Origin of the sequence: Intrasporangium sp. (assembly GCF_051961875.1) — a bacterium.
Lineage (GTDB): Bacteria > Actinomycetota > Actinomycetes > Actinomycetales > Dermatophilaceae > Intrasporangium_A.
Genome location: NZ_JBQCCV010000303.1, coordinates 1 through 26,641, shown reverse-complemented (window position 1 = coordinate 26,641; position 26,641 = coordinate 1). Strand labels below are relative to the sequence as shown.

General features: G+C 71.0%; 25 protein-coding genes. 16 read left to right on the top strand and 9 right to left on the bottom strand.

Features of this window, described 5'->3' with window-relative positions; translation table 11 throughout:
* The coding region (locus tag ACTHJJ_RS18735) for an aldo/keto reductase (RefSeq protein ID WP_440304462.1) at nt 1–900 on the bottom strand (900 nt) is incomplete at its 3' end.
* A gap of 36 nt (nt 901–936) precedes the next feature.
* Here ACTHJJ_RS18735 and ACTHJJ_RS18730 point away from each other — a divergent pair.
* The gene (locus ACTHJJ_RS18730) at nt 937–1,995 is read left to right on the top strand and encodes an LLM class F420-dependent oxidoreductase (protein WP_440304461.1); all 1,059 of its coding nucleotides are present in this window, start codon (nt 937–939) and stop codon (nt 1,993–1,995) included.
* A 75-nt stretch (nt 1,996–2,070) separates the two neighbouring features.
* Nucleotides 2,071–2,931, top strand: coding sequence for an undecaprenyl-diphosphate phosphatase (locus ACTHJJ_RS18725; protein WP_440304460.1), 861 nt, complete (start codon nt 2,071–2,073; stop codon nt 2,929–2,931).
* A gap of 39 nt (nt 2,932–2,970) precedes the next feature.
* Here ACTHJJ_RS18725 and ACTHJJ_RS18720 read toward each other — a convergent pair whose 3' ends face one another.
* Nucleotides 2,971–3,966, bottom strand: a complete 996-nt coding sequence (locus ACTHJJ_RS18720; protein ID WP_440304459.1) for a magnesium and cobalt transport protein CorA — start codon at nt 3,964–3,966, stop codon at nt 2,971–2,973.
* Between the two features lie 86 nt (nt 3,967–4,052).
* Here ACTHJJ_RS18720 and ACTHJJ_RS18715 point away from each other — a divergent pair, with 86 nt between their 5' ends.
* The 4 genes from ACTHJJ_RS18715 (at nt 4,053) to mshC (ending at nt 7,452) form a co-directional block, all read left to right on the top strand.
* Nucleotides 4,053–4,772: an MSMEG_4193 family putative phosphomutase gene (locus tag ACTHJJ_RS18715; RefSeq protein ID WP_440304458.1), complete on the top strand. Its 720-nt coding sequence runs from the start codon at nt 4,053–4,055 to the stop codon at nt 4,770–4,772.
* A gap of 10 nt (nt 4,773–4,782) precedes the next feature.
* Complete coding sequence (locus ACTHJJ_RS18710; RefSeq protein ID WP_440304457.1) at nt 4,783–5,325, top strand: DUF3090 domain-containing protein; 543 nt, start codon at nt 4,783–4,785, stop codon at nt 5,323–5,325.
* Nucleotides 5,309–6,133: an SCO1664 family protein gene (locus tag ACTHJJ_RS18705; RefSeq protein WP_440304456.1), complete on the top strand. Its 825-nt coding sequence runs from the start codon at nt 5,309–5,311 to the stop codon at nt 6,131–6,133. The genes ACTHJJ_RS18710 and ACTHJJ_RS18705 overlap by 17 nt, the downstream gene beginning before the upstream one ends.
* A gap of 62 nt (nt 6,134–6,195) precedes the next feature.
* Nucleotides 6,196–7,452: a cysteine--1-D-myo-inosityl 2-amino-2-deoxy-alpha-D-glucopyranoside ligase gene (gene mshC, locus ACTHJJ_RS18700; RefSeq protein ID WP_440304455.1), complete on the top strand. Its 1,257-nt coding sequence runs from the start codon at nt 6,196–6,198 to the stop codon at nt 7,450–7,452.
* 72 nt (nt 7,453–7,524) lie between these two features.
* Here the strand turns inward: mshC and ACTHJJ_RS18695 are convergent, their stop codons facing one another.
* Nucleotides 7,525–8,376: a PAC2 family protein gene (locus ACTHJJ_RS18695; protein ID WP_440304454.1), complete on the bottom strand. Its 852-nt coding sequence runs from the start codon at nt 8,374–8,376 to the stop codon at nt 7,525–7,527.
* Between the two features lie 200 nt (nt 8,377–8,576).
* Between ACTHJJ_RS18695 and metH the strand changes: the two genes are divergently transcribed.
* Together metH and ACTHJJ_RS18685 are read left to right on the top strand one after the other, a co-directional pair.
* Nucleotides 8,577–12,362 carry a methionine synthase gene (metH, locus tag ACTHJJ_RS18690; protein ID WP_440304453.1) on the top strand — a complete coding sequence of 1,262 codons (3,786 nt, stop codon included), beginning with the start codon at nt 8,577–8,579 and terminating at the stop codon, nt 12,360–12,362.
* Between the two features lie 2 nt (nt 12,363–12,364).
* Nucleotides 12,365–13,054 carry an HAD family hydrolase gene (locus ACTHJJ_RS18685; RefSeq protein WP_440304452.1) on the top strand — a complete coding sequence of 230 codons (690 nt, stop codon included), beginning with the start codon at nt 12,365–12,367 and terminating at the stop codon, nt 13,052–13,054.
* 51 nt (nt 13,055–13,105) lie between these two features.
* Here ACTHJJ_RS18685 and ACTHJJ_RS18680 read toward each other — a convergent pair whose 3' ends face one another.
* The gene (locus ACTHJJ_RS18680; protein ID WP_440304451.1) at nt 13,106–13,945 is read right to left on the bottom strand and encodes a RecB family exonuclease; all 840 of its coding nucleotides are present in this window, start codon (nt 13,943–13,945) and stop codon (nt 13,106–13,108) included.
* Nucleotides 13,946–14,015: 70 nt separating this feature from the next.
* On the opposite strand from ACTHJJ_RS18680, the gene ACTHJJ_RS18675 reads away from it, so the two are divergent.
* The 4 genes from ACTHJJ_RS18675 (at nt 14,016) to arc (ending at nt 18,602) form a co-directional block, all read left to right on the top strand.
* Nucleotides 14,016–15,176: a site-2 protease family protein gene (locus ACTHJJ_RS18675; RefSeq protein WP_440304450.1), complete on the top strand. Its 1,161-nt coding sequence runs from the start codon at nt 14,016–14,018 to the stop codon at nt 15,174–15,176.
* Nucleotides 15,177–15,303: 127 nt separating this feature from the next.
* The gene (locus tag ACTHJJ_RS18670; protein ID WP_440304449.1) at nt 15,304–15,702 is read left to right on the top strand and encodes a single-stranded DNA-binding protein; all 399 of its coding nucleotides are present in this window, start codon (nt 15,304–15,306) and stop codon (nt 15,700–15,702) included.
* An 11-nt stretch (nt 15,703–15,713) separates the two neighbouring features.
* The gene (locus tag ACTHJJ_RS18665) at nt 15,714–16,802 is read left to right on the top strand and encodes a tRNA (adenine-N1)-methyltransferase (RefSeq protein ID WP_440304448.1); all 1,089 of its coding nucleotides are present in this window, start codon (nt 15,714–15,716) and stop codon (nt 16,800–16,802) included.
* 54 nt (nt 16,803–16,856) lie between these two features.
* Nucleotides 16,857–18,602 (top strand): proteasome ATPase, encoded by a 1,746-nt coding sequence (arc, locus tag ACTHJJ_RS18660; protein WP_440304447.1) that lies wholly within the window; start codon nt 16,857–16,859, stop codon nt 18,600–18,602.
* 19 nt (nt 18,603–18,621) lie between these two features.
* On the opposite strand, the gene ACTHJJ_RS18655 is transcribed toward arc, so the two are convergent.
* The gene (locus tag ACTHJJ_RS18655) at nt 18,622–19,044 is read right to left on the bottom strand and encodes a DUF3054 domain-containing protein (protein ID WP_440304446.1); all 423 of its coding nucleotides are present in this window, start codon (nt 19,042–19,044) and stop codon (nt 18,622–18,624) included.
* A complete protein-coding gene (locus ACTHJJ_RS18650; RefSeq protein ID WP_440304445.1) occupies nt 19,041–20,030 on the bottom strand; it encodes a ribose-phosphate diphosphokinase in 990 nt (329 codons plus the stop codon). The genes ACTHJJ_RS18655 and ACTHJJ_RS18650 overlap by 4 nt, the downstream gene beginning before the upstream one ends.
* Before the next feature lie 108 nt (nt 20,031–20,138).
* Between ACTHJJ_RS18650 and dop the strand changes: the two genes are divergently transcribed.
* From dop to prcA, 4 genes are all read left to right on the top strand, one after another.
* Nucleotides 20,139–21,659: a depupylase/deamidase Dop gene (gene dop, locus ACTHJJ_RS18645; protein WP_440304444.1), complete on the top strand. Its 1,521-nt coding sequence runs from the start codon at nt 20,139–20,141 to the stop codon at nt 21,657–21,659.
* Between the two features lie 170 nt (nt 21,660–21,829).
* Nucleotides 21,830–22,036: a ubiquitin-like protein Pup gene (locus ACTHJJ_RS18640; protein WP_440304443.1), complete on the top strand. Its 207-nt coding sequence runs from the start codon at nt 21,830–21,832 to the stop codon at nt 22,034–22,036.
* Nucleotides 22,033–22,866, top strand: a complete 834-nt coding sequence (gene prcB, locus ACTHJJ_RS18635; protein ID WP_440304442.1) for a proteasome subunit beta — start codon at nt 22,033–22,035, stop codon at nt 22,864–22,866. The genes ACTHJJ_RS18640 and prcB overlap by 4 nt, the downstream gene beginning before the upstream one ends.
* On the top strand, nt 22,863–23,663 hold the full coding sequence (gene prcA, locus ACTHJJ_RS18630) for a proteasome subunit alpha (protein ID WP_440304441.1): 801 nt from the start codon (nt 22,863–22,865) through the stop codon (nt 23,661–23,663). Before prcB ends, prcA begins: the two co-directional genes overlap by 4 nt.
* Before the next feature lie 117 nt (nt 23,664–23,780).
* Here prcA and ACTHJJ_RS18625 read toward each other — a convergent pair whose 3' ends face one another.
* From ACTHJJ_RS18625 to ACTHJJ_RS18615, 3 genes are all read right to left on the bottom strand, one after another.
* The gene (locus ACTHJJ_RS18625; protein WP_440304440.1) at nt 23,781–25,058 is read right to left on the bottom strand and encodes a hypothetical protein; all 1,278 of its coding nucleotides are present in this window, start codon (nt 25,056–25,058) and stop codon (nt 23,781–23,783) included.
* Between the two features lie 165 nt (nt 25,059–25,223).
* Entirely contained in the window at nt 25,224–26,183 is a 960-nt protein-coding gene (locus ACTHJJ_RS18620; RefSeq protein WP_440304439.1) for an ABC transporter permease, read from the bottom strand.
* A gap of 11 nt (nt 26,184–26,194) precedes the next feature.
* Nucleotides 26,195–26,641, bottom strand: a 447-nt coding sequence (locus ACTHJJ_RS18615; protein WP_440304438.1) for an ABC transporter permease, incomplete at its 5' end; no start/stop codon positions are given.

Here is a 26,641-nt window from a genome sequence, read left to right as displayed (position 1 = left end):
CGGCAGGACGAGGTCCTGGCTCGCTAGCGCCGTGCGGAGCTGGGCGAGGGTCCGGGCCCCGACGATGGGGGCCGTCACGCCGGGCCGGTCGCGCACCCACGCCAGCGCCACCTCGGCCGGTGACACCTCCAGTCCCTTGGCTGCCGTCGCCACCCCTTCGACGATCCGGGCGCTCCGCTCGTCGAGGAACCGCTCCGCGAAGCGCGGGAAGTCGTGCGAGGCGGCGCGGGACCCCGACGGGATCCCCCTGCGGTACTTCCCGGTCAGCACCCCACGGGCGAGCGGTGACCACGCGAGCAGCCCGAAGCCCAGCGCAGCGGCAGCCGGCGCGACCTCGGACTCGGGGGAGCGGCAGACGAGTGAGTACTCGACCTGGTTGACCACCAACGGGATCCGCGCCTGTTCGAGGAGGGTGACCGCGCGCGCGGACTGCCACCCCGCGTAGTTCGAGACGCCGACGTAGCGGGCGCGGCCGGTCGTCACCGCCCACTCGAGCGCGGACAGCGTCTCGGCCAGAGGGGCCTCGTCGGACCACGTGTGGGCGAGCCAGACGTCGACGTGGTCGGTGCCGAGGCGACCGAGCGAGGCGTCGAGCTGTGCCATGAGGGCCCGACGGGACAGGTCGACCCGCCGCTCGTCGCCGTGCCTGGAGATGCCTGCCTTCGTGCAGACGACGACGTCCTCGCGGCTCACGGTCTCGCGCAGGATCGTGCCGAGGATCGACTCGGCAGTGCCGCCGCCGTATCCGTAGGCGGTGTCGATGAGGGTGCCGCCCTCGTCGACGAAGGCGCGTACGTGCTCGGACGCCTCGTGGAGGTCGACGGCGTGGCCCCACGTCATGGTGCCGAGGGCGAGGCTGGAGACGGAGAGGCCGGACTGACCGAGCCGACGGTGCTGCATGAGACGGCACGGTAGTGGACCGCTAGCCTCGGCCCCATGCGACTCGGCCTGAACCTCGGCTACTGGGGGCCCGGCAGCGCCCCCACCGACCTCATCGAGAACGCGGTCCTCGCGGACCGGCTGGGCTTCGACAGCGTGTGGGCCGCCGAGGCCTACGGCTCGGACGCCGTCTCGGTCCTTGCCTGGGTGGGCGCCCGGACCGAACGCGTACGCCTCGGCAGTGCGGTCCTCCAGATCCCGGCGCGGACGCCGGCGATGACCGCGATGACGGCCGCCACGCTCGACACCCTCTCCGGTGGCCGGTTCCAGCTCGGTCTCGGCGTGTCGGGCCCGCAGGTCAGCGAGGGCTGGCACGGGGTCCGGTTCGAGGCGCCCCTGGCACGGACCCGTGAGTACGTCGAGATCGTGCGGGCGGCGCTGGCCCGGCGGACGGTCGAGCACGAGGGTCGCTTCTGGACCCTGCCGCTGCCCGACGGGCCGGGCAAGGCGCTCCGACTGACGATCCGTGAGCACCGACCCGACCTGCCGGTCTACCTCGCCGCGGTCGGGCCGAAGAACCTCGAGCTGACGGGCGAGATCGCCGACGGGTGGCTCGCCATCTTCTTCAGCCCGGAGCACTCCGGCGACCTCCTGGCCGCGATCGAGAAGGGCCGCCGGGCCTCCGGCCACGCCGAGGGGGCGTCACCGATGGCCGGGTTCGACGTCGTCGCCACCGCGCCGGTCGTGCTGCACGCCGACGTCGAGCGGGCCGCCGACGTCGTGCGGCCCTACTGCGCCCTCTACATCGGCGGGATGGGGTCGCGCGAGAAGAACTTCTACAACCAGCTCGCCTGCCGGATGGGGTACGAGGAGCAGGCCGCCCGGATCCAGGACCTCTTCCTCGCCGGACAGCACCGTGAGGCGGCGGCCGCCGTCCCGTTCGAGTTCATCGACGAGACCGCCCTGCTCGGTCCCGCGGACCGGGTCGCCGAGCGGATCGGCCGCTACGCGGACGCCGGCGTCACCACGCTGGCCGTCTCTCCCCAAGCGCCGAACGGCGAGGGCCAACGCGCCGTGCTTCGGGCCCTGGCCGAGATGATGCCGGCCAGCGGTTAGGCTTCCCGACTGGCTCCGCCCCTAGAGGCGCGCCGCGGCCGCATCCACGACCCGACCGACCCTGCGGAGTGACCCGTGTCTGACCTCAGCTACCTCGACGCCATCATCCTCGGCATCGTCGAGGGCCTGACCGAGTACCTGCCGGTCTCCTCGACCGGCCACCTGACGATCACCGAGAAGCTGCTCGGCCTCCAGGTCGACGACCCGGCGGTCACCGCATACACCGCGATCATCCAGCTCGGCGCAATCCTCGCCACGCTGATCTACTTCCTCAAGGACATCGTGCGGTTCGCGGGCGCCTGGTTCCGGGGGCTCGGGAGCGCGGAGGCGCGACAGGAGCCCGACTACGGGCTCGCCTGGGCGGTCATCGTCGGCTCGATCCCGCTCGGCATCGTCGGGTTCCTCGCGAAGGACGTCATCACGGGGGGCCTGCGCAGCCTCTGGGTGGTTGCCGCCGCTCTCGTCCTCTGGTCCGCGGTCATGGTCGTCGCCGAGCGCATGCACTCCACCTTCGACCGGCGGGGCGTGGTCCGCGGCGAGCAGAGCGTCACTCCACTCGACGGCCTCGTCATCGGGCTCGCGCAGTGCTTCGCCCTCATCCCGGGTGTGTCCCGTTCGGGTGCGACGATCTCCGCGGGACTGGCGCGCGGCATCGACCGCGTGACCGCGACCCGGCTCAGCTTCTTCCTCGCCATCCCGGCGCTGACCGCTGCCGGCCTCTTCGAGGCGGTCCAGGAGCGCGAGCACCTCTCGGCCTTCGGGGCAGGGCAGATGCTCGTCGGCATCGTCATCGCCTTCGTCGTGGCCTACGCCTCGATCGCGTGGCTGCTCCGCTTCGTCGCGAACAACAGCCTGCTCGCCTTCGTCTGGTACCGCGTGCTGCTCGGCATCGTGCTCGCCGTCGTCCTCGGCGTCGGCTGGATGAGCGCGACCTGAGGCGCCGGCTGAGCCGTGGGCTCCGCCGGGGCAGGGCCGTCAGAGCCAGCCGGACCGCTTGAACAAGCGGTACAGGGTGAAGACGATGCCGCCCATGAGGCAGAGCACGAGGAAGTAGCCGAAGTAGATCTCGTGCCCGCCGAGGTCGAGGCTCCAGTCGAGCTCGGGGATGGAGTGGAAGTTCATCCCGTAGATGCCGGCGATGAGAGTCGGCACCGCGCCCATCGCCACCCAGGCCGAGATCTTGCGCATGTCCTCGTTCTGCTGGACCGAGACGCCGGCGAGGTGGGCGTTGAGGACGTCGGAGAGGAGCCGGTCGTACGCGTCGACGTGGTCGCCGACCTGGCGGAGGTGGTCCTCGACGTCCCGGAACAGGTGCTGCAGGTCCGTATCGAACGCGCGCCCCTGCCCCCGCGCCATGAACTCCTTCAGCCCCTCAGCGAGGGGGCCGTCCGCGCGCCGGAACTCGAGGACCTCCCGCTTCAGGCGGTAGATGACGTTGGCGTCGCCGCCTGCCGGGCTGCCGAAGACGTCCTGCTCGATCTGCTCGAGGTCGTGCTGGATCTCCCTGTCGACCCTCCGATAGTTGTCGACGACGGAGTCCATGACCGCGTGGAGGACCCCCATCGTCCCGAACTGCAAGCGGCTCGGGTCGCTCTCGAGCGCCTGGCGCACCGCGGCGAGGGGGTTGCCCTCGCCGCGCCGGACCGTCACCACGAACCGTTCGCCGATGAAGAGCATCAGCTCGCCCGTCTCGATGTCGCTCGTCCGGTCGATGTAGCGCAGCGTCTTGAGGACCACGAAGAGCGAGGACTCGTACTGCTCGATCTTGGGCCGCTGGTGCCCCTTGACGGCGTCCTCGACGGCGAGCGGGTGCAGGTGCAGCTGCCGGTTGACGAGCCCGAACTCCTCGTCGGTCGGGTCCTTGAGGCCGATCCACAGGAAGCCGTCCTCGCCCTCGCGCAGCCGGTCGAGCTCGTCGCTGAGGTGGGCGCACGGGTGGCGGCGCCCGTCGCGGTAGATGGCCTGATCCACGATCACCCTCCTACCTCACCATGGATCGGGCCGCGCCGCGGCGCAGTCCGTATGCCGCTCACCGGGCGAGTGTCTACGCTGGCCGGGTGCCCACTGTCCTCTTCGTCCGCCACGGTCGGTCGAGTGCCAACACGGCCGGCACGCTGGCGGGGTGGATGCCGGGGGTGTTCCTCGACGCGACGGGGGAGGGCCAGGCCGACGAGGTCGGCAAGCGCGTCGCGGCTGCGGGCCTGGAGGTGAGCCGGATCGTCAGCTCACCGCTCGACCGGTGCGTCCAGACGGGCGACCGGATCGCCGCGGTCCTCGGGCCGGTCGCCCGCAGCGTCCACGAGGGCCTGGGGGAGTGCCGCTACGGCGCGTGGACCGGACGGCCCCTCTCCGAGCTCGCCCGGGACGAGCTGTGGAAGGTCGTCCAGGACCGACCGAGCGAGGCAGCGTTCCCCAGCTCGGCGGCATACGAGGGAGAGTCGTTGGCGCAGATGCAGGCCCGGGCCCTGCGCGCCGTCCGCGAGACGGACGAGCGGGTCGCGAACGAGCATGGGGCGCATGCCGTCTGGGTCGCGATCTCCCACGGTGACGTCATCAAGTCGCTCCTCGCGCACGCCGTCGGGGCGCATCTCGACGACTTCCAGCGGATCCAGGTCGACCCGGGGTCCGTCAGCGTCGTGCACTACACGAGCCGGCGGCCGCTCGTGCTGCGGATCAACGACACCGGTGGGGACCTCGCCGGACTGCGTCCCCCCGAGGCTGCCGGCGGTCAGGAGGGCGACGCGGTGGTCGGCGGCGGTGCGGGAACCGTCGGATAGGGTCGAATCCATGACGCTGCACGAGTTCGACCCTGCGCTGCGGTTCGTCGCGGGCACCGTCGGGCCCGCCGGGCAGCGTGCCTTCTACCTGCAGGCGACCGACGGCACCCAGCTCGTCACGGTCGCGCTGGAGAAGCAGCAGGTCGAGATCCTCGCCGACCGCATCAACGACGTCCTGGACCAGCTCGCCCCCGCCGAGGCGGTCGAGCCGGGACGGCCCGGAGGGGCGGCCGAGGACTCCGAGCCGCTCATCACCCCCTTCGACGAGGACTGGCGGGTCCAGACCCTCGCCCTGTCGTGGGACGACGACCGCCACCTCATCGTGATCGAGTGCCACGACCACGACCCCGACGACTTCCCCGACGACGACGGCGCGGCGGTCGGCCTCGACCGCAACTCGCTCCGGGTGACCCTGGCCCCTGCCGACGCCCGGGCCTTCGCACGTCGCAGCACCGCCCTCGTCTCCGCCGGGCGGCCGCCGTGCCCGTTCTGCGGCGGGCCGTTGGATCCCGGCGGGCACATCTGCCCGCGGGCCAATGGCTACAAGCGCTGAGCCGGGCGGTCTCGGTCTGCCTCCCGATGCCGAACCGGACCTGACCGGGCAGCTCGACGTCGTCGGCCGGGTGGCCCAGTCGTCGAACATGGCGCTGCTGTGCCGGGTCACCGGTTCCGACCGGCACGTCATCTACAAGCCAGTGCGTGGTGAGCGCCCCCTCTGGGACTTCCCCGAGGGCACCCTCGCCGGACGCGAGGTCGCGGCGCACCTCGTGTCCCGGCTGGGTGGGTGGGACCTCGTCCCCCCGACGATCCTCCGCGACGGGCCGCTCGGGCCCGGGTCCGTGCAGCTCTGGATCGGCGACCCCTTCGACCCCGTCGCCGACGACGCCGTGGTCGACCTCGTCCCGGCCGGCCGGGTGCCGCCCGGCTGGCTCGAGGTGTTCGACGGTGAGACGCCGACCGGTCAGGACGTGACCGTCGTGCACGCGGACCTGCCCGACGTCCGGTCCCTCGCCGTGCTCGACGCCGTGATGAACAACTCCGACCGCAAGGGGTCCCACTGCCTGCGCGACGACGCGGGCCGGCTCTGGGCCATCGACCACGGGGTCTGCTTCCACGCCTCGCCCAAGCTGCGCACGGTGCTGTGGGGCTGGGCGGGGGACCCCCTGCCCGAGGCCGACGTGGAGCGGCTGAACCGGCTGCTCGACTGCCTGCAGGAGTCCGCCGTCGCAGCGGCGCTCGAGGTGCTGCTGCCGGAGGACGACGTTACCGCCCTGGGCCAGCGGACGCGGGCACTGCTGCGCAGCGGCCGGCACCCGCTCCCGTCGCACGGATGGCCCTCCGTGCCCTGGCCGCCCCTCTGAGGCCCGCCGCGACGTCGAGGGGGTCGGGGAGTGGGGCCACTCGCGGCAGATAGGCTTCGCGCGTGAAGTCGTGGCCCTCGCCGAGCATCCCGGACCTGCCCGGGGCAGCCCCCAGCGTCGTCGTCCTCGACACCGCCACAGGGACCAAGGTGCCGGCGGCACAGGGCGACACGGCCACCCTGTATGTCTGCGGCATCACGCCCTACGACGCCACCCACATGGGACACGCGGCCACCTACGTCACCTTCGACCTGCTCGGCCGCGTCCTGCGCGACTCGGGTGTCCCCGTGACCTTCGTCCAGAACATCACGGACATCGACGACCCGCTGCTCGAGCGAGCCGAGCGCGACGGCATCGACTGGCGGGACCTGGCGGTCCGGGAGATCGACCTGTTCCGCGAGGACATGACCGCCCTCGCCGTCATCCCGCCCGATGCCTACCTCGGCGCCGTCGAGAGCATCCCCAGCTTCGTCGGGCCGATCGAGACGCTCGTGACCCGGGGCGCCGCATACCCCGTGCCGGCCGCCGACGCCCGGATCGAGGGCGCGGTCGACTACTACTTCGACGTCACGAGCGACCCGACCTTCGGCTCGGTCGGCCACTACGACGAGGCGACGATGTTGGCCCTCTCGGCCGAACGAGGCGGCGACCCCGACCGGCCCGGCAAGCGTGGACCGCTCGACCCCCTGCTGTGGCGTGCCGCGCGGCCCGGCGAACCCGAGTGGGAGGGGGGCTCGCTGGGGCCCGGCCGTCCAGGGTGGCACATCGAGTGTGCCTGCATCGCGATGAACCGGCTCGGGATCCCGATCGACGTGCAAGGTGGCGGGACCGACCTGATCTTCCCGCACCACGAGATGAGCGCCTCGCACGGCAAGGTCCTGGCCGAGACGCCGAGCTTCGCCGGCGCCTACGTCCACCAGGGGATGGTCGGTCTCGACGGCGAGAAGATGAGCAAGTCGAAGGGCAACCTCGTCCTCGTCTCCGCGCTCCGTCGAGCCGGGGTCGACCCGGCGGCGATCCGCCTCGCGCTGCTCGACCACCACCACACCGAGGACTGGATGTGGACCGACGAGGGCCTCGCCCGGGCACAGGAGCGCCTGGCCCGGTGGCGGGAGGCGCTGCTCGCGGACCGGGGGCCCGACCCCGACCAGGCGATCGACGACATCCGGGCCGCCCTCGCCGACGAACTCGTCAGCCCCCGAGCTCTCGCGGCAGTTGAACGGTGGGTGTGCCTGGCGCTCACGCGCGGCGGCGTCGACCCCGAGGCACCGGGCCAGCTGCGCACCGCCGTCGACGCCCTGCTCGGCGTTCGGCTCTAGTCGACCGGTCGTCCCGCTTCACGAAACCGGGTGCCCGTCCTGGCTCCGGCTCGACCGATCGAAGCGGGCGTGTCAGCGGCCGGCGTCGTCGTCGCGTCCTCGCAGGTACCGCTCGAACTCCCGCGCGATCGCGTCACCGCTCGCCTCGGGAAGGTCTGCGGTGTCCTGGGCCTCCTCGAGGGACTGGACGTACTCGGCCACCTCGTCGTCGGTCTGGGCGAGCTCGTTGACGCCGCGCTCCCAGGCCTGCGCGTTCTCCTCGAGGTCACCATGCGAGACGCGCATCCCGAGCAGCGACTCGACCCGCTTGAGCAGGCTCAAGGTCGCCTTCGGTGAGGGCGCCGCGCCGGCGTAGTGCGGCACCGCCGCCCAAGCGGAGAGCGCCGGGATCTCGAGCTGATCTGCCATGTGCGTCAGCACGCCGACGATGCCCGTCGGCCCCTCGTAGCGGCTGGCCTCGACGTCGTAGCGGGCACGGACCGAGTCGTCCTCGCCCGTCGCCGTGACGGGGATGGGCCGCGTGTGCGGGACCTCGGCGAGCAGCGCTCCGATCGTCAGGATCGCCTCGACGCCGAGCTGGTCGGCGAGCTCGAGCAGCTCGACGCAGAAGGCGCGCCAGCGCATCGAGGGCTCGATTCCCTGGACGAGCACCACGTCGTGCGCGAAGCCGGTCTCGGTCGCGACGAGGATGCGCGTGGTCGGCCAGGACAGCACCCGCTCACCGTCCTCGCTGACGACCCTCGGGCGGTTCACCTGGAAGTCGTAGTAGTCCTCCGGGTCGAAGGCCGCGACGACCTCCGCGTCCCAGACCTCGGCGAGATGGCGCACCGCGGCGGTCGCCGCCTCCCCGGCGTCGTTCCACCCCTCGAAGGCCGCGATGAGGATCGGATCGTGCAGCTCCGGAAGCTCCTCGAACTCGAGCACCTGATCTCCTTGACGATGGTCGTGGCCGTGGTTCACACCACATCTCCACCCAATGCCGGTACCCCGCGCCGTACCGCAGGTCGCGCCCCGTGTCCCGGGTCGGTCCGTGGTCGGCCACGGGGGCGACCCCGGCCGGTTTCGTAGAATCAGGCGTTCCCCCAAATCGCCACCCGCTGCCGTGCAGCCAGAGAGGGGCTCCGTTGTCGGACTCCAGCCTCATCCGTCCCGACGCCGCCGCAGAGCTGACTGCGGCGCTCCGTGAGCGCATCCTCGTCATCGACGGGGCGATGGGGACGATGATCCAGCGGGAGGGCCTGGGGGAGGGGGACTGGCGGGGCGACCGGTTCGCGGACTGGCCGGCCGACGTCAAGGGCAACAGCGACCTGCTCGTGCTCACCCAGCCCGACCTCATCCGCTCCATCCACCGGGCCTACCTCGAGGCCGGCGCCGACGTCATCGAGACGAACACCTTCAGCGCCACCCGCATCGCCCAGGCCGACTTCCGCACCGAGGACCTCGCCTACGAGATGAACCGGGAGGCCGCGCGGCTCGCCCGCGAGGCGGCCGACGAGTTCGCGACTCCCGAGCGGCCGCGCTGGGTGGCGGGCGCGATCGGCCCGACGAACCGGACCGCCTCGATCTCTCCCGACGTCAACGACCCCGGCGCGCGCAACGTCTCCTACGACGAGCTCGTCGCCGCCTACCACGAGCAGGCGTCCGGCCTCGTCGACGGAGGCGCCGACCTGCTCCTCGTCGAGACGATCTTCGACACGCTCAACGCCAAGGCCGCGATCTTCGCCCTCGAGACCCTCTTCGAGGAGCGGGGCCGACGCTGGCCCGTCGTCATCTCCGGCACGATCACCGACGCGTCCGGGCGAACGCTCTCCGGGCAGGTGACGGAGGCGTTCTGGAACTCGGTGCGCCATGTGGCGCCGATCGCGGTCGGCCTCAACTGCGCGCTGGGGGCCAAGGAGCTCCGCCCGTATGTCGCTGAGCTGGCGAGGCTGGCCGACACCTTCGTGTCGGCCTACCCCAACGCCGGCCTGCCCAACGCCTTCGGCGAGTACGACGAGGCGCCCGACACGATGGCGGCGACGATCGGCGAGTTCGCCGAGAGCGGGCTCGTCAACCTCGTCGGCGGCTGCTGCGGGACGACACCGGCCCACATCGAGGCGATCGCCCACGCGACCAAGGACGCCACGCCGCGGCTCCCCGCCGAGCACGTCCCCGCGATGCGGCTCTCCGGCCTCGAGCCGCTCGCGATCACGAAGGACAGCCTCTTCGTCAACATCGGTGAGCGGACCAACATCACGGGCTCCGCCCGCTTCCGCAAGCTGATCAAGGACGGCGACTACGACACCGCCCTGTCGGTCGCGGCACAGCAGGTGGAGAGCGGCGCGCAGATCATCGACGTCAACATGGACGAGGGCATGATCGACGGCGTTGCCGCGATGGACCGGTTCCTCAAGCTCGTCGCGAGCGAGCCGGACATCAGCCGGGTGCCGGTCATGGTCGACTCCTCGAAGTGGGAGGTCATCGAGGCCGGGCTGAAGTGCCTCCAGGGCAAGCCGATCGTCAACTCCATCTCCATGAAGGAGGGCGAGGACAAGTTCGTCGAGCACGCCCGACTCGTGCGCAAGTACGGGGCCGCGGCCGTCGTGATGGCCTTCGACGAGGAGGGCCAGGCCGACTCCCTCGAGCGGCGGACCGAGGTGTGCGCGCGGGCCTACCGGATCCTGACCGAGGAGGTCGGCTTCCCGCCCGAGGACATCATCTTCGACCCCAACGTCTTCGCCGTCGCGACGGGTATCGAGGAGCACGCCTCCTACGGGCGGGACTTCATCGAGGCCACCCGCTGGATCAAGCAGAACCTGCCCGGCGCCCGCGTGTCCGGCGGCATCTCCAACGTCTCGTTCTCGTTCCGCGGCAACAACCCGGTGCGCGAGGCGATCCACGCGGTCTTCCTCTACCACGCCATCGCGGCGGGCCTCGACATGGGCATCGTCAACGCCGGGGCCCTCGCCGTCTATGACGAGGTCGACTCGGAGCTGCGCGAGCGGATCGAGGACGTCATCCTCAACAGGCGCCCGGACGCAGCGGAGCGGCTCCTCGAGGTCGCCGAGCAATACAACAGGGCCGGGACCCCAGAGGAGACGACGGACGAGGAGTGGCGCGGGCAGCCGGTCCGGGAGCGGATCACGCACGCCCTCGTCAAGGGGATCGACACCTACGTCGAGGCCGACACCGAGGAGATGCGGGCAGAGATCTCCGCCGCCGGCGGCCGGCCCATCGAGGTGATCGAGGGCCCGCTCATGGACGGCATGAACGTCGTCGGCGACCTGTTCGGGGCCGGGAAGATGTTCCTGCCCCAGGTCGTCAAGAGCGCCCGGGTCATGAAGAAGGCCGTCGCCTACCTGATCCCCTTCATCGAAGAGGAGAAGGCGAAGAACCCGGAGCTTGCCAGGCAGAAGGACACGAACGGCACGATCGTCATGGCGACCGTCAAGGGCGACGTCCACGACATCGGCAAGAACATCGTCGGCGTGGTCCTGTCGTGCAACAACTACGAGGTCATCGACCTCGGCGTCATGGTGCCGGCCCAGAAGATCCTCGACGCGGCGAAGGAGCACGACGCCGACCTGATCGGCCTCTCGGGCCTCATCACGCCGTCCCTCGACGAGATGGCGTCGTTCGCCGGGGAGATGCAGCGGGCCGGTATGACGCTGCCCCTGCTCATCGGCGGCGCCACCACCTCCCGCGCGCACACCGCCGTCAAGATCGACGGCCGCTACGACGGGCCGGTCATCTGGGTCAAGGACGCATCGCGGTCGGTACCGACGGCCGCGGCCCTGCTGAGCGACGAGCAGCGGCCCGCGCTGCTCGCCGGCGTCAAGGCCGACTATGACGCACTCCGTGCCCGGCACGCCGCCAAGCAGGACCGGCCGCTGCTCACCCTCGAGCAGGCCCGTGAGGCTCGGACACCGATCGAGTGGACCGGCTACCGTCCGCCGCGGCCCCGGATGCTGCTCCAGCAGGACCAGGACGTCTCGCCGATCACCGGTCGGCGCGGCGCATCCCAGCACGTCCGGGTCTTCCGCGACTACCCGCTCGACGAGATCCGGCGGTACATCGACTGGCAGCCCTTCTTCAACGCCTGGGAGATGAAGGGATCCTTCCCGGACATCCTCAACAACCCGGCGAGCGGACCTGCCGCCCGCAAGCTGTACGAGGACGCGCAGGCGATGCTCGACCAGGCCATCGACGGGAGATGGGTCCGGGCGAACGGCGTGATCGGGCTCTTCCCGGCCAACGCGGTGGGCGACGACATCGAGGTCTACCTCGACGAGTCCCGCGCGCAGCCGCACGTCGTGCTGCACAACCTGCGTCAGCAGGGCCAGCACCGCGAGGGCATCCCGAACCGCTCGCTCGGCGACTTCATCGCGCCCAAGGAGAGCGGCATACGGGACTACGTGGGTGCCTTCGCAGTGACCGCCGGGCTCGGCGTGCAGGACCGGGTGGCGGCCTACCGGAAGGACCTGGACGACTACAACGCGATCCTCCTCGAGGCGGTCGCGGACCGGCTGGCCGAGGCCTTCGCCGAGCGGATGCACGAGCGGGTCCGCAAGGAGTTCTGGGCCTACGCACCCGACGAGCACCTCACCAACGAGCAGCTCATCAAGGAGCAGTACGCCGGGATCCGGCCGGCTCCCGGCTATCCCGCGTGTCCCGAGCACTCGGAGAAGCGCACGCTGTGGGAGCTGCTCGACGTCCAAGCCAACACCGGAATCGAGCTGACCGACGGTATGGCGATGTGGCCCGGCGCCGCCGTCTCGGGCTGGTACTTCTCGCATCCTCAGTCGCAGTACTTCGTCGTGGGCCGGCTCGGCCAGGACCAGGTCGTCGACTATGCGGAGCGCAAGGGGTGGACGTTGCCCCAGGCCGAGCGGTGGCTCTCCGCGAACCTGGCCTACGACCCCGAGGACTGACCATGGACCGCAGGAACCTCCCGGCCGCGGTGCTCTGGGACATGGACGGGACCCTCGTCGACACCGAGCCCTACTGGATGCGTGCGGAGCACGAACTCGTCGCCGAGCACGGCGGGGTGTGGACGCATGAGGACGCCCAGTCGCTCGTCGGCAACGCCCTCGAGGTGTCGGCCGGCATCATCCTCGACCGGACGGGCCTCGCGCTCACGGTCCAAGAGGTCGTGCACGCCCTCCTCGGCAGGGTGATCGAGCAGGTCCGCGGCGAGGTGCCGTGGCGGCCGGGAGCCCGCGAGCTGCTCCGTGACCTCAAACGGGTCGGGGTGCCGTCCGTCCTCGTCACGATGTCGTGGCGATCGCTCGCGGACACCGTCGTGGGGAACCTGCCGCCCGGCGCGTTCCGTGGCATGGTGACCGGCGACCAGGTGCACCGCGGCAAGCCCGATCCGGAGCCCTATCTGACCGCGGCGCGCCTGCTCGACGTGCCGCCGGCCGCATGCGTCGCCCTCGAGGACTCACCGGCCGGGGTCCGCTCGGCCACGGCGGCCGGTGTACCGACACTCGCGATCCCGCACGTCGTGCCCGTCCCGGAGATGCCGGGAGCGGTGCAGATCCCGACTCTCGCCGGGCTCGGGCCGGAAGACCTGCTGCCGCTGCTCGACGAGGTCGTGCCCACGGAGCCATCCACACCGTAGTGTCTTCCCGACGCCCGGTCAGGCCCTCAGCGCTGGGCTCAGTGGATGAGCTCAGTCGACGAGCTCGGCCTCACCGGACCTGGCCGGGTCGACGGCACGCGCGGGCGCGTCCTCGGGGAGCGGCGGAGGCGTGCCACCCCATGCCGGGCAGAGCGACCGGTGCTCACACCAGTCGCAGAGCCGGCTCGGGCTCGGCCTCCAGTCGCCGGTGGTCGCGGCCCGCTCGATCGCGGCCCAGAGGGCGCGGACCTTGCGCTCCACACCGAGCAGGTCCTGCTCGTCGGGGGCGTAGCGGACCACCTCGCCGTTGCCCAGGTAGACCAGCTGGAGCAGCCGGGGGACCTCCCCCCTGAGCCGCCAGAGGACGAGGGCATAGAACTTCATCTGGAAGAGCGCCTTCGCCTCGAAGCGCTCGGACGGTGACCGGCCCGTCTTGTAGTCCACGACGCGCATCGCGCCGTCCGGCGCGACATCGAGCCGGTCGACGTAGCCCCGCAGCACCAGGCCGTCGAGGTCGGTCTCGACGTAGAGCTCCCGCTCGGCCGGCTCGAGACGCGTCGGGTCCTCGAGGCCGAACCAGGTCTCCAGGAGGGCACCGGCGCCCTGGAACCACTCGTCGGTGCGGCCGTCGTGCTCGGTCAGCAGGGTCAGCATGTCGGGCTCCTCGGTCACGAGCCGCTCCCACTCCTGGGGGACGAGACCGATGGCGGCCTCGAGCGTGCGCTCGACGGTCGGCAGGTCGAAGAGCCGCTCCAGCACCGCGTGCACGAGTGTGCCTCGCGCCGTCGCCGCCGTGGGCGGGGACGGGAGCTTGTCGATGACGCGGAAGCGGTAGAGCATCGGACAGGTCATGAAGTCCGACGCCCGGCTGGGTGACAGGGCTGCGACCATGCGCCGACTGTACGACGTGCCACCGACAGCGCTGCCCGGCGACCTAGGACGGTGCCGTAGTGTCCCACTCATGAGCACACCCGCGGGCGCGAACCGGTCGCCGTCGTACGGCTGGCGGATGGGTTCGCTGGGTGGCACGCCGATGTTCCTCGGCCGGTCCTGGCCGATCATCGCGATCGTCATCGTGGCGGCATTCGGCCCCCGCCTCGGTGCTGTGGGCCGCGGCTCCGCCTACGGGTACGTCGTGGCGCTGGCCTATGCGGTGCTCCTGCTGATCTCCGTCCTCGTCCACGAGACCGCGCACGCGCTGGCGGCCCGCTGGAGCGGACATCCGGTCGACCGCATCGTGGCGGACGTCTGGGGCGGGCACACCGTCTATGACGCCACGCGGTCACGCCCGGGCGCGACCGCGGTCATCGCCGTCGTGGGGCCCCTCGCGAACCTGCTCCTCGCCGGCCTCGGTTACGTCCTGCTGGCCTTCGTCACGGGCGCCACTGCACAGCTGCTGGTCGGGGTTGTCACCTGGGCCAACCTGCTCGTCGGCCTGTTCAACCTCCTGCCCGGGCTGCCCCTCGACGGAGGCCAGATCGTCAGTGCCCTCGTGTGGAAGGCCACGGGGAGGAAGGGCACCGGGCTGGTGGCCGCGGGTTGGCTCGGCCGCGTGCTGGCGGTGGGCGCGGTCCTCTACATCCTCGGCGTACCGCTGCTTCGAGGGCATCAGCCCGACCTCACCACCCTGCTGTGGACCGTGCTCATCGCGGTCTTCCTGTGGAAGGGAGCGTCGGACGCGGTCCGGTCGGGCCATATCCACGAGGCGACGGCAGGACCGGTCGACCCGGTCCTGGACCCCGCCGTGCTCGTCCCGACCGCGAGCACGGTCGAAGAGGCGGTCGTGTCGGCCTCGTCCGGCGGACGAGCCGTCGTCATCGTCGGCACGGACGCGCGGGGCTGGCCCGTCGGCGTCGTCCCCGGCTCGGCCATCTCCGAGATCCCCGAGTCACGCCGCGCCACGACGACGGTGGCCGCGGCCCTGCAGGCGGAGCGGCCCGAGTGGGTCGTGGCGCTGCCGGCCGACGCGGTCCTCACGGACCTGGTCCGGGTCATGGGGGAGCGGTCCCTTCCCGTGGCCGTGGTCATCGACGAGGTGACGAGGGGCGTGCGCGGTGTCGCCCGGGCCGAGCGGGTCAACGACGTGGTGGGCGCCGAGCTCGCACGCCGCGGCCGGCGCTGAACCTGTCCACAGCCCCCGCGCCGTATGGGGTGTCGTCCCCAGCCTCGGGACGTGGCCTGCCGCCCCAGTCGGCTCTCCCGCGACGCTGATCTCGGGCCCGACGGTCGGGCCGGGAAGGAACGCGCACATGACAGCGCCAGCGAGGAGCGAGGCGTCCACGGCGGCAGAGCCGACGCCACGCAACGAGGTCATCCTCTGGGGGCGACTGCCCGCCGCGCCCGAGGAGCGGGTGCTCCCCAGCGGCGACAGCATCGCGGTCCTGCGGGTCGTCATCCCGCGCCGGCCCGGCACCGGTCGGGCCGAGGCGGACCGGGCACCCCGGCAGAAGGTCGACACGATCGACGTCGTCTGCTGGTCGGCTCGAACCCGCCGGACGGCCCAGCGCCTCGACGCCGGCGACTGGATCGAGGTGGAGGGAGCACTGCGGCGGCGGTTCTTCGGCGGCCCCGGCGGACGGCAGAGCCGTTACGAGGTCGAGGCAGCAGTGCTGCGCCGGCTGGTCAGGGGCGGTGCACGGGCCACCTAGACTGTGCTGCCATGACGAGCCCCGCGACGCCGGCACCCGAGGACCAGCCACACCACCGACGCGGGGTGTTCGAGGTCGGCGAGCGCGTCCAGCTGACCGACCCCAAGGGCCGCCTGCACACGGTCACGCTCGAGCCGGGCCGCGAGTTCCACACCCACAGGGGATACCTGCGCCACGACGACCTCATCGGCCGCCCGGACGGCTCGGTCGTCACGAACACCGCCGACGTGGAGTACCTCGCCCTGCGGCCCCTGCTCTCCGACTACGTGATGTCCATGCCGCGCGGCGCCGCTGTCGTCTACCCCAAGGACGCGGGCCAGATCGTCCAGATGGCGGATATCTTCCCCGGCGCGGTCGTGGTCGAGGCCGGAGTCGGCTCCGGAGCCCTCTCGATGTCGCTCTTGCGGGCGATCGGTGACGCCGGCCGGCTGCACAGCTTCGAGCGACGCGAGGACTTCGCCGAGATCGCCAAGGCCAACGCGCGGGCCTTCTTCGGCGGCGACCACCCGGCCTGGTCCGTCCACACCGGCGACCTCGTCGACCGGCTCCCCGAGGAGCTCGCGCCCGGCACCGTCGACCGCGTCGTGCTCGACATGCTCGCTCCGTGGGAGTGCCTCGACGTCGTCGCGGATGCGCTCATCCCCGGCGGGGTACTCATCTGCTATGTCGCGACGACGACCCAGCTCAGCCGGGTGGCCGAGGGTATGCGGGCCCACGGCGGCTTCACCGAGCCCACCGCCTGGGAGTCGATCGTGCGCGGGTGGCACCTCGAGGGCCTGGCCGTCCGGCCGCAGCACCGGATGCACGGCCACACCGGGTTCCTCATCACCACGCGGCGCATGGCACCTGGCGTCACGCCCCCGGAGCGCAAGCGTCGGCCCGCCAAGGGCTCCCGTCCGGAGGCCGGCGTCACCGGTCCAAGCAGCGGCCTCGGCGGTGCCGGGGACGACTCCGAGGCGGCCCTGGCCGCGGCCGACGGCGGCGCCTTTGCCGGGCTCGACGATGCCGAGTGGACGCCGGAGGCCCTCGGCGAACGGGTCAAGTCCGACAAGCGGATCCGGCGACTGCGACGCTCACTCACCGGGACGTCCGACGGATAGTCGCCGTGCCGAGTTAGGGTCGAAGTGTCACGTAGCGCCGATGAGGAGGCCGACATGACCGACGAGACCCGGGGGATGCCGTCCGGTGGTGCGCCGGGCGACCGCGACCGGGAGGCCCTGCAGTCCGAGGTCCACGGCATCCGCCGTGCGTCCTCCGGTTCCGACCGCGCCCGCGATCTCGAGGCGCGCCTGACCCACCTGCAGACCTCCCTGACCACCCTGTCCGCGCAGAACGAGCGACTCGTGCGCACTCTGAAGGAGGCGCGCGAGCAGATCGTCACCCTGAAGAAGGAGGTCGACCGGCTCGCCCAGCCACCGAGCACCTTCGGCCTCATCGTCGACGTCGAGGAGGACGGCACCGCCGACATCATCACGGGCGGCCGAAAGATGCGCGTCGCCGTGAGTCCTTCGGTCGACGTCGGCGAGCTCGGGTCTGGCCGTGAGGTCATGCTCAACGAGGCCCTGAATGTCGTCTCGGTCCATGGCTACGAACGGGTCGGCGAGGTCGTCACGGTCAAGGAGAAGCTCCCCGACGGCCGGTTCGTCGTCGTCACCCACGGCGACGAGGAGCGGGTCTGCCGGCCCGCCGAGACCCTGCGTGGCGAGCGCATCCGCGTCGGTGACGCGATGACTCTCGACCCCCGCAGCAACTTCGTCTACGAGGTCATCCCCAAGCTCGAGGTCGAGGAGCTCGTCCTCGAGGAGGTGCCCAACGTCGGCTACGAGGACATCGGCGGCCTCGCGGGGCAGATCGAGCAGATCCGGGACGCGGTCGAGCTGCCGTTCATGCATCCCGAGCTCTTCCGCGAGCACGCGCTGAAGCCCCCGAAGGGTGTCCTGCTCTACGGGCCGCCCGGCTGCGGCAAGACGCTCATCGCCAAGGCCGTCGCCGCCTCGCTTGCCCGTCAGGTGGCCCAGCGCGAGGGCGCCGACCCGACCGACCGCAAGAGCTACTTCCTCAACATCAAGGGCCCCGAGCTGCTCAACAAGTACGTCGGCGAGACGGAGCGGCACATCCGCCTCATCTTCCAGCGCGCTCGCGAGAAGGCCTCCGAGGGCACCCCCGTCGTCGTCTTCTTCGACGAGATGGACTCGCTGTTCCGCACCCGCGGATCGGGCATCTCGAGCGATGTCGAGACGACGATCGTCCCGCAGCTGCTGGCCGAGATCGACGGCGTCGAGCGCCTCGACAACGTCATCGTCATCGGCGCCTCCAACCGCGAGGACATGATCGACCCCGCGATCCTGCGGCCTGGTCGTCTCGACGCGAAGATCAAGATCGAGCGCCCCGACGCCGAGGCGGCCCGAGACATCTTCACGAAGTACCTCACGACCGACCTGCCGCTCCACGACCACGACGTGGCCGAGCACCAGGGCGACCGTGCCGCCACGGTCGAGGACATGATCACCGCCGCGGTCGAGCGGATGTACTCCGAGGTCGAGGACAACCGTTTCCTCGAGGTGACCTACTCGGGCGGCGACAAGGAGATCCTCTACTTCAAGGACTTCAACTCGGGCGCGATGATCCAGAACATCGTCGACCGGGCCAAGAAGCTCGCGATCAAGGAGTTCCTCACGACGGGGCAGAAGGGCATCCGGGTCGAGCACGTCCTCACCAGCTGTGTCGATGAGTTCAAGGAGAACGAGGACCTGCCCAACACCACCAACCCCGATGACTGGGCGCGGATCTCGGGCAAGAAGGGCGAGCGGATCGTCTACATCCGCACCCTGATCAAGGGCAAGGACGGCAGCTCGCCGGGGCGGTCGATCTCGACGGCGAACACCGGCCAGTACCTCTGACGAGCAGTGGGTATGCCGCTCAGCCGGCAGCGCGCGGGGGCTCGCCTCCGCGGCTGACCCGCGCGGCGGCATACCGACGGCTGCGCCAGCGTGCGATCACGCGCCAGCCGAGGAGCAGCACGGCGAGCGTGACCGCCGCGACGATGACGAAGGGCCACGCCGTCCCCGCTCCCGTCGCTCGGCGCAGCACCATGCCGACCACGAGGGTGGCGAACCAGACCGTCACGCCGGGGCCGGGATCGAGGGGCCAGTGACGTCGCATGACACGGACGACGAGCCAGCCGACGAGCGTCCCCACCAGGAACGGCCAGGCGGTGAGCAGCGCACCGAGGACCGGGTTGGCCTCGCTGTGCGAGGCGCGGCCGATCGCCGCGAACGCGATGACGAGCAGCAGGTCGAGCACCAGCCCGGCGATGGGCCGGGCGGACGGACGCAGCCTCATACGGTCGTCTCGAACGGCAGCCTCGCCTGCGGCGGCGCATAGGCGGGGTCGACCCCCTCGAACAGGGACGAGACCGAGCGCCCGAGGTGGATGCGGCTGATCGCCTCGGCGAAGAGCTGGGCGACCGAGATGGTCCGCAGCTCCGGCCAGTCCGCCGGGCGGGGCACGGTGTCGGTCGTCACCACCTCGGTGACCCAGGGGTGGCCTCGGAGCCGCTCGACCGCCTTGCCCGCGAAGAGGCCATGTGTGCAGACCACGGAGGCGCCGGTCGCCCCCTCGTCGCGGAGCCGGTCGATCAGCTCGATCATCGAGCCCCCGGTCGCGATCTCGTCGTCGAGGATGATCGCCCGGCGTCCCCGGACGTCGCCGACGATGGAGTCGATGATGACGCGGTCGTCGGCGACACGCCGCTTCGAGCCGGCGGCGACCGGCAGGCCCAGCAGCCGGGCGAAGAGGGTGGCCACCTTGGCGTTGCCGAGGTCGGGGCTGACGACGATCGAGTCTCGAAGATCGGTCCCACGGAAGTGGTCGGCGAGGACACCGACGGCCGTGAGGTGGTCGACCGGCATCGAGAAGAAGCCGTGCACCTGCGGCGCGTGCAGCGCCATCGTGAGCACCCGGTCGGCGCCCGCGGTCTTGATGAGGTCGGCGACGAGCCGTCCGCCGAGCGAGATGCGCGAGGCGTCCTTCTTGTCCGAGCGCGCGTAGCTGTAGTGCGGCATCACGGCGGTGATCTGGCCGGCGGACGCGCCCTTGGCGGCGTCGATCATGAGGAGCAGCTCCATGAGGTGCTCCTGGGTCGGCGGGACCAGGGGCTGGATCAGGTAGACGTCCTGCTTGCGGCAGTTGGCGAGCAGCTGTGCCTGGAGACAGTCGTTGCTGAAACGCTTGATGTCGACAGGGGAGAGACGCACCCCGAGGTGGTTGCAGATGCGCCTGGCAAGAGCTACGTGGGCCGAACCGCTGAAGACGACGACGTCGTTCACCTCGGGCATCCTCTCGACGGGGGGCGGCATGAGCCTACTGGAGCCGGCGGTGCCTTGCCTGTGTGGCCACCGGGGGGTCGGTCGGGCGCTCCGGTTATCGTCGTGGCCATGACGGTTCGTCGGATCATGGGCATCGAGACCGAGTACGGCATCTCCGTGCCGGGCGACCCCCTGGCCAACCCGATGTTCCTGTCGGGACAGGTGGTGAGCGTCTACGCGGCTGCGCACGGGATCCGCTCGAACCAGTCCAGCTGGGACTACGCGTTCGAGGACCCGCTGCGTGACGCCCGGGGCTGGCAGATGAGCCGGGCGGATGCTGACGAGAGCCAGCTGACCGACTCCGAGGACCCGAGCCTGGCCAATGTCGTGCTGCCCAACGGCGCCCGCTACTACGTCGACCACGCCCACCCCGAGTACAGCTCGCCGGAGGTGACCACGCCGCTGGACGCGGTCGTCTGGGACCGGGCCGGAGACGCGATCGCCCTCGAGTCGGTCCGACTCCTGGCGGACCGCCCCGACCACCAGGTCGTCAACCTGTACAAGAACAACTCGGACGGCAAGGGCCAGTCCTACGGGGCACACGAGAACTACCTCATGCCCCGCCGGACCCCCTTTCCGGAGATCGTGCGCCACCTCATCCCGTTCTTCGTGACCCGCCAGGTCATCTGCGGGGCCGGGCGGGTCGGCATCGGCGTCGACTCGAGGACGCCCGGCTTCCAGATCTCCCAGCGAGCCGACTTCTTCGAGACGGAGGTCGGGCTCGAGACCACCCTCAAGCGGCCGATCGTCAACACGCGGGACGAGCCGCACGCGGTCGCCGACCGGTTCCGTCGGCTGCACGTGATCATCGGTGACGCGAACCAGCTCGACGTCGCGACCCTGCTCAAGATGGGCACCACCTCCCTGGTCCTCGGCATGATCGAGACGGGCCACCTCGACGAGCCGCTGACAATCCGACGGCCCGTTGCCGCCCTCCAGACCGTCTCGCACGACCCCTCCCTCACGACGAAGCTCGAGCTGCTCGACGGGCGCGAGATGACGGCCCTCGATGTGCAGTGGGCCTACCTGGAGGCGGCCCGCGCGTGGCTCGACAGCCGTGACGACGACCCGACGCCCGAGGCCACCGAGCAGGTCATGTCCCTGTGGGAGGACGTGCTGACCCGCCTCGGCCGGGACGTCATGTCGTGCGCAGCCGAGATCGACTGGGTCGCGAAGCTCCAGCTGCTCGAGGGCTACCGGAACCGGGACGGCCTTGCCTGGGACGACCACCGGCTCGCCGCCATCGACATCCAGTGGGCCGATGTCCGGCCGGAGAAGGGGCTCGCCCACCGGCTCAAGGACCGCGGCCGGGTCCGCGAGCTCGTCTCCTCCGAGCAGGTCAAGTCCGCCCAGGCATTCCCGCCGGAAGACACCCGGGCCTGGTTCCGGGGCACGTGCGTCCGTCGCTTCGCGCCCAACATCTTCTCGGCCAGCTGGGACTCGGTCGTCTTCGACGTCCCCGGCCACGCGAGCCTGCAGCGCGTCCCCATCCTCGAGCCGGAGCGCGGCACCCGCGCCCAGGTGGGGGACCTGCTGGACCAGAGCGCGGACGTCCAGTCCCTGCTGGCCGGACTCGCCGCCCCGGAGTGACCGGCGGTTCCCTTTTCGAGGAGCCCGGGGGATCAAGATGATGGTCCCGGCGAATATTCTCCTTCTTCCGTCTCGCGGCCGGGTCGGTGTCCCTGCGAGTCCGCAGATGGGTATGAAGACCTACAGGTTAGGGTCGAGGTAGTGATTCGCCCCAGCCAGAGGAGGTAGTCATGGCCGCACAGGAACACGCCAAGCCACAGCATCGTGAGGACGACCCGGCGGACGTGCCGGAGGCGCCCCCGGCAGCCCCGTCCGGCGCCGCCGTCAAGGAGGGCCTCGGCGACGACATCGACTCCGTCCTTGACGAGATCGACGGTGTCCTCGAGTCCAACGCGGAGGAGTTCGTGCGCGGATTCGTCCAGAAGGGCGGCCAGTGAGCGGCCGGCCCGAGCCGCGGGCCCACCGTCTCGACGACGTATACCTCAGCGCTGGAACCTCGTCCTTCACGGACTTCCTCGCCTCGTACCGGCCGGAGCTGCTCCCCTCCGGACGATCCTTGCCGCCGACTGCGAGCATCGAGGCGCCGCACGGGACCACGATCGTCTCCCTGTTGCATGAGGGCGGCGTCATCATGGCCGGTGACCGACGGGCGACGATGGGCAACCTCATCGCCAACCGCGACATGCAGAAGGTCTTTGCCGCCGACGGCTACTCGGTCGTGGGCATCGCCGGGACGGCCGGCCTCGCTGTCGAGCTCGTCCGGCTCTACCAGGTCGAGCTCGAGCACTACGAGAAGATCGAGGGCATGATCATGTCCCTCGAGGGCAAGGCGAACCGGCTCGCCTCGATGATCAGGGGCAACCTCGGCCTCGCCATGCAGGGACTCGCGGTCGTGCCGGTCTACGCCGGCTACGACCTCGAGACCGACGCGGGCCGCATCTTCTCCTACGACGTGACCGGCGGCTGCTACACCGAGGGTGGCCACCACAGCACCGGCTCCGGCTCGCTCTTCGCCCGGGGCGCGCTGAAGAAGCTCTGGCGGCCGGGGCTCTCGGAGGAGCGGGGGATCGAGATCGCGGTCGAGGCCCTCTACGACGCCGCGGACGACGACTCGGCGACGGGCGGGCCCGACCTCGGTCGGCAGATCTGGCCGAGCGTCGCCGTCGTGAACGCCTCCGGCGTGCACTTCGTCGCCGACGACGTCCTGCAGGGCGTCGTCGAGTCGATCATCGCCGCCCGCCGAGACAACCCCGGAGGTGCCCGATGAGCATGCCGTTCTACGTCCCGCCCGAGCAGATCATGAAGGACCGGGCCGACTTCGCCCGCAAGGGCATCGCCCGCGGCCGGTCCGTCGTCGTGCTCGGCTACGACAAGGGCATCGCCTTCGTCGCGGAGAACCCGTCGAGCGCTCTGCACAAGGTCTCCGAGATCTACGACCGGATCGCCTTCGCCGCGGTGGGGCGCTACAACGAGTTCGAGAGCCTGCGGGTGGCGGGTATCCGCTACGCGGACGTGCGGGGGTACTCCTACGACCGCATGGACGTCACGGCCAGGGCCCTCGCGAACACCTACGCGCAGACGCTCGGTGCGATCTTCGTTCAGGAGAGCAAGCCGTTCGAGATCGAGATCGTCGTCGCCGAGGTCGGGCAGCGTCCGGAGGACGACCAGATCTTCCGCCTGACCTATGACGGGTCCGTGGCGGACGAGCAGGGCTACGTCGCGATGGGCGGGGCGAGCGAACAGGCGGAGGAGCACCTGTCGGCGAGCTGGCGGCCGGGTCTCTCGCTCGCCGAGGCGCTGCGCGTCGCCGTCGACGTGCTCGGCAGCACCACGCCGAACAGCGACGGCGGCGAACGCCGCGAGCTCACGGCGGACCAGCTCGAGGTCGCGGTCCTCGACCGCGAGCGACCGCGGCGCAGCTTCCGCCGGATCCGTGGGACCTTGCTCGAGCGGCTGCTCAACACCTCCGACCCGACGAGCGAGGCTCCCAGCTCGGACGAGCGGCACCCGGGTCATCCGGAGATGCTGACCGGCGAGGACGACCCGCTGGCCGGGCCCGTCTAGGTCTCCGCCGGCGCTGTCCGCGCCGGAGATGCGAAGAGCGGGCCCCGGTCCGACCGGGGCCCGCTCGTCGCATCTGTGCTCGGTGTTGCTCTGCTCGGCGTCAGCCGGGCCAGTGGCTCAGCGCTGGCGGGCCGACGCCTTCGAGCCGGCCTGCCGGGGCGTGTCCTGCCCCTGCTGCCCGCCGGACTCGCCGCCCTTGGCGCGCGGCTCCTGCTCGGCCGCGGCAGGTCCCGTCCGTGGCGCCTCGGCACGAGCCGGGCCCGCTGGCTGCTGCGGCGCCGGGTCCTGCTGGGCGGGCGCCTGCTGCGCGGACTGCCGTCCCTCGGCGGCACCGGGACGAGCCGCTGCCTGCTGCCCGGGCTGCCGGCCCTGCTCTGGGCCCGCCTGCGTCGGCCGCGGCTGGGCGGCCTGCTGAACCTCGGCTGCCGCCGGCCCGGACTGAGCCGCGCTGGGCTCGGCGGCCGGCTGGGTGCTCATCGGCTCCGGCACGATGCCGGTCCCGAGCGAGGCGAGCATCTGCCGCAGGTTGGTCAGCTGTGCGCTGATGCTGTCGCGTTGGGCCATCGCCGCGGCGAGCTCGCGGTCGCTCTCCTCGCGGACCCGGGAGGCGTGGTCGCGCGCCTCCGAGACGATCTCGTCGGCCTCCGCCTGGGCCTTGTCGAGGAGGGCCTTGGCACGGTTGCGGGCCTCGGTCGACTCGTGCTCCGCCCGGGCGGCCAGATGCTTGGCGCGCTCGGCGATCTGTGCGAGTGCCGTCTCCTCGGTCTCCCTGCGCGCTGCGAACTCCTGTGCCGCCCGCTCCCGCCGCTCGGCGAGGCTCGTCTCGAGCTCGGCCGTCGCCGACGACGCCTTGGCCCGTTGTGCCTCGTACTCGGCCGCAGCCTCCTGGCGGTGCGCCGCCGCGACACCCTGCGCCTCGGCGATGATCTGCTGGGCCTCACGCTGGGCCTGTGCCAGGATCCGGGCCGCGTCCTCGTCGGCGCGGGCGCGGGCCTCGGTGGCGTACGTGGTCGTCGACGCCTTGAGATCGGCCGCGGCCTTGCTCGCCCGCTCGCGGAGTGCGTCCGCGTCCGCCTGGGCCCTGCTCCGCAGGTCAGCCGCCTCGGTCTCAGCGAGGGAGAGCATCTGTCCGATCCGCTCACCGAACTCCGTGTAGCTGGGGGCCGCAGAGGCCGCCGTCGCGTTCCTCTTGAGCTCGACCATGGTGCGCGCCTGCTGGGCCAGCTGGGTGCGCAGGTCGCCGAGCGCGGCGTTGAGGCGAGTCAGTTCGACGCTACGCTCCGACGCGTCCTTCTTGGCCGCGACGAGGGTGCGGTTCTGCGACTCGATGAACTCGTCGACCTCTTCGGGCTCGTAGCCGCGGCGGGACAACTTGAAGGTGGGTCTGTCGATCATGGCCATCCAATGCACGGGTCGTGGGGGGAGCGGCCTCGAGGGCCGCCGGGCCCATTGTGGCAAACCTCGGGCGTCCCCGTCGCCCACGCTGCCGGCCACGTCGGTATGCCGCTCAGCGGGGCGGGCTGAGCGGCATACCGACGCGGCCGGCGCAGCTGCGGAGCCTCAGTGCAGGCGGACCCGCGGGTCGAGGACGGCGTAGAAGATGTCGACCACGATGTTGGCGACGACCACCGCGGCCGAGGCGAACAGCACGATCCCGATGATCACCGGAAGGTCCTGCTGGTTGATCGCGTCGATCGCGGTCTTGCCGAGGCCGGGGAGGCTGAAGACGGTCTCGGTCACGACGACCCCGCCGAGGAGCGACCCGACGTCGATGCCGAACTGGGTCACGATCGGGGTCAGCGCCGCGCGGAGGGCGTGACGGAGCACGACGCGCCCCTCGCCGACCCCCTTGGACCGGGCGGTGCGGACATAGTCCTCCCCGAGCACGTCGAGCATCGATGCTCGCGTGAGCCGGGTATACGTCGCCGCCGACACGAGGGCCAGCGTGAACCACGGAAGGACCATGTGGACGAACCAGTCGTAGAGGCCGCCGGTGAACGGCGCGTACCCACCCGCCGGGAAGACCGAGACCCCTGCGAGCGTCAGCCGGAAGTAGAGGAAGTAGAGCAGTAGCAGCCCGAGCAGGAAGGTCGGCATCGAGTAGAAGAAGAGCGCGAACGCGGTCAGCGACCGGTCGATCACCGAGCGCGGCCGGACCGACGAGACGACGCCGTTGAAGACGCCGAGGACGAGCCAGATGATCGCACCTGGGATGACGACCGACAGGGTGATCGGCAGCGCGGCGCCGATGATGTTGGTGACCGGGACCCCGTGGTAGTAGTCGAAGCCGAGGTCACCGCGGACTGCCCTGCCCAGGAAGTCGAGGTACTGCTTCCACACCGGCTGGTCGAGCCCGAGTCGGTGTGAGATGAGCGCCACGACGTCGGGGGTCGCCTGGCGTCCGGCGAGCGTGCGGGCGACGTCGTTGGGGGCGATGAAGAACAGGGCGAACACGGCGATGGTAATGAGCCACATGACGAGGACGCCGAGCGCGAGCCGGCGCACGAGGAATCGAGCCATCGGTCCAGCTCCTATCCGGCGAACATCCGGTCGCTGCGCGGGTCGAAGGCATCCCGCACACCGTCACCGAAGAGGTTGAAGGCCAGGGTCGTGATGAGCAGGGCGGCCCCGGGGAAGACGACGAACCACCAGGCCACGGTGTAGTAGTTCTGCGACTCGCTGATCATCCCGCCCCAGTCGGCGGTGGGCGGTGGCAGGCCGAGTCCGAGGAACGAGAGCGTCGCCTCGACGACGATGACGACGGGGATCAGCAAGGACGCGTAGACGATGACCGGAGCCAGCACGTTGGGCAGGATGTCGACGAACATGATCCGGGAGTTGGTGGCGCCGAGCGAGCGCGCCGCCTCCACGAACTCGCGTTCGCGCAGAGACAGCACCTGCCCGCGCACGATCCTCGCGACGGACGCCCAGCTGAAGAAGCCGATGACGAGGATCGTCACCAGCAGGCTCGGTCCGGT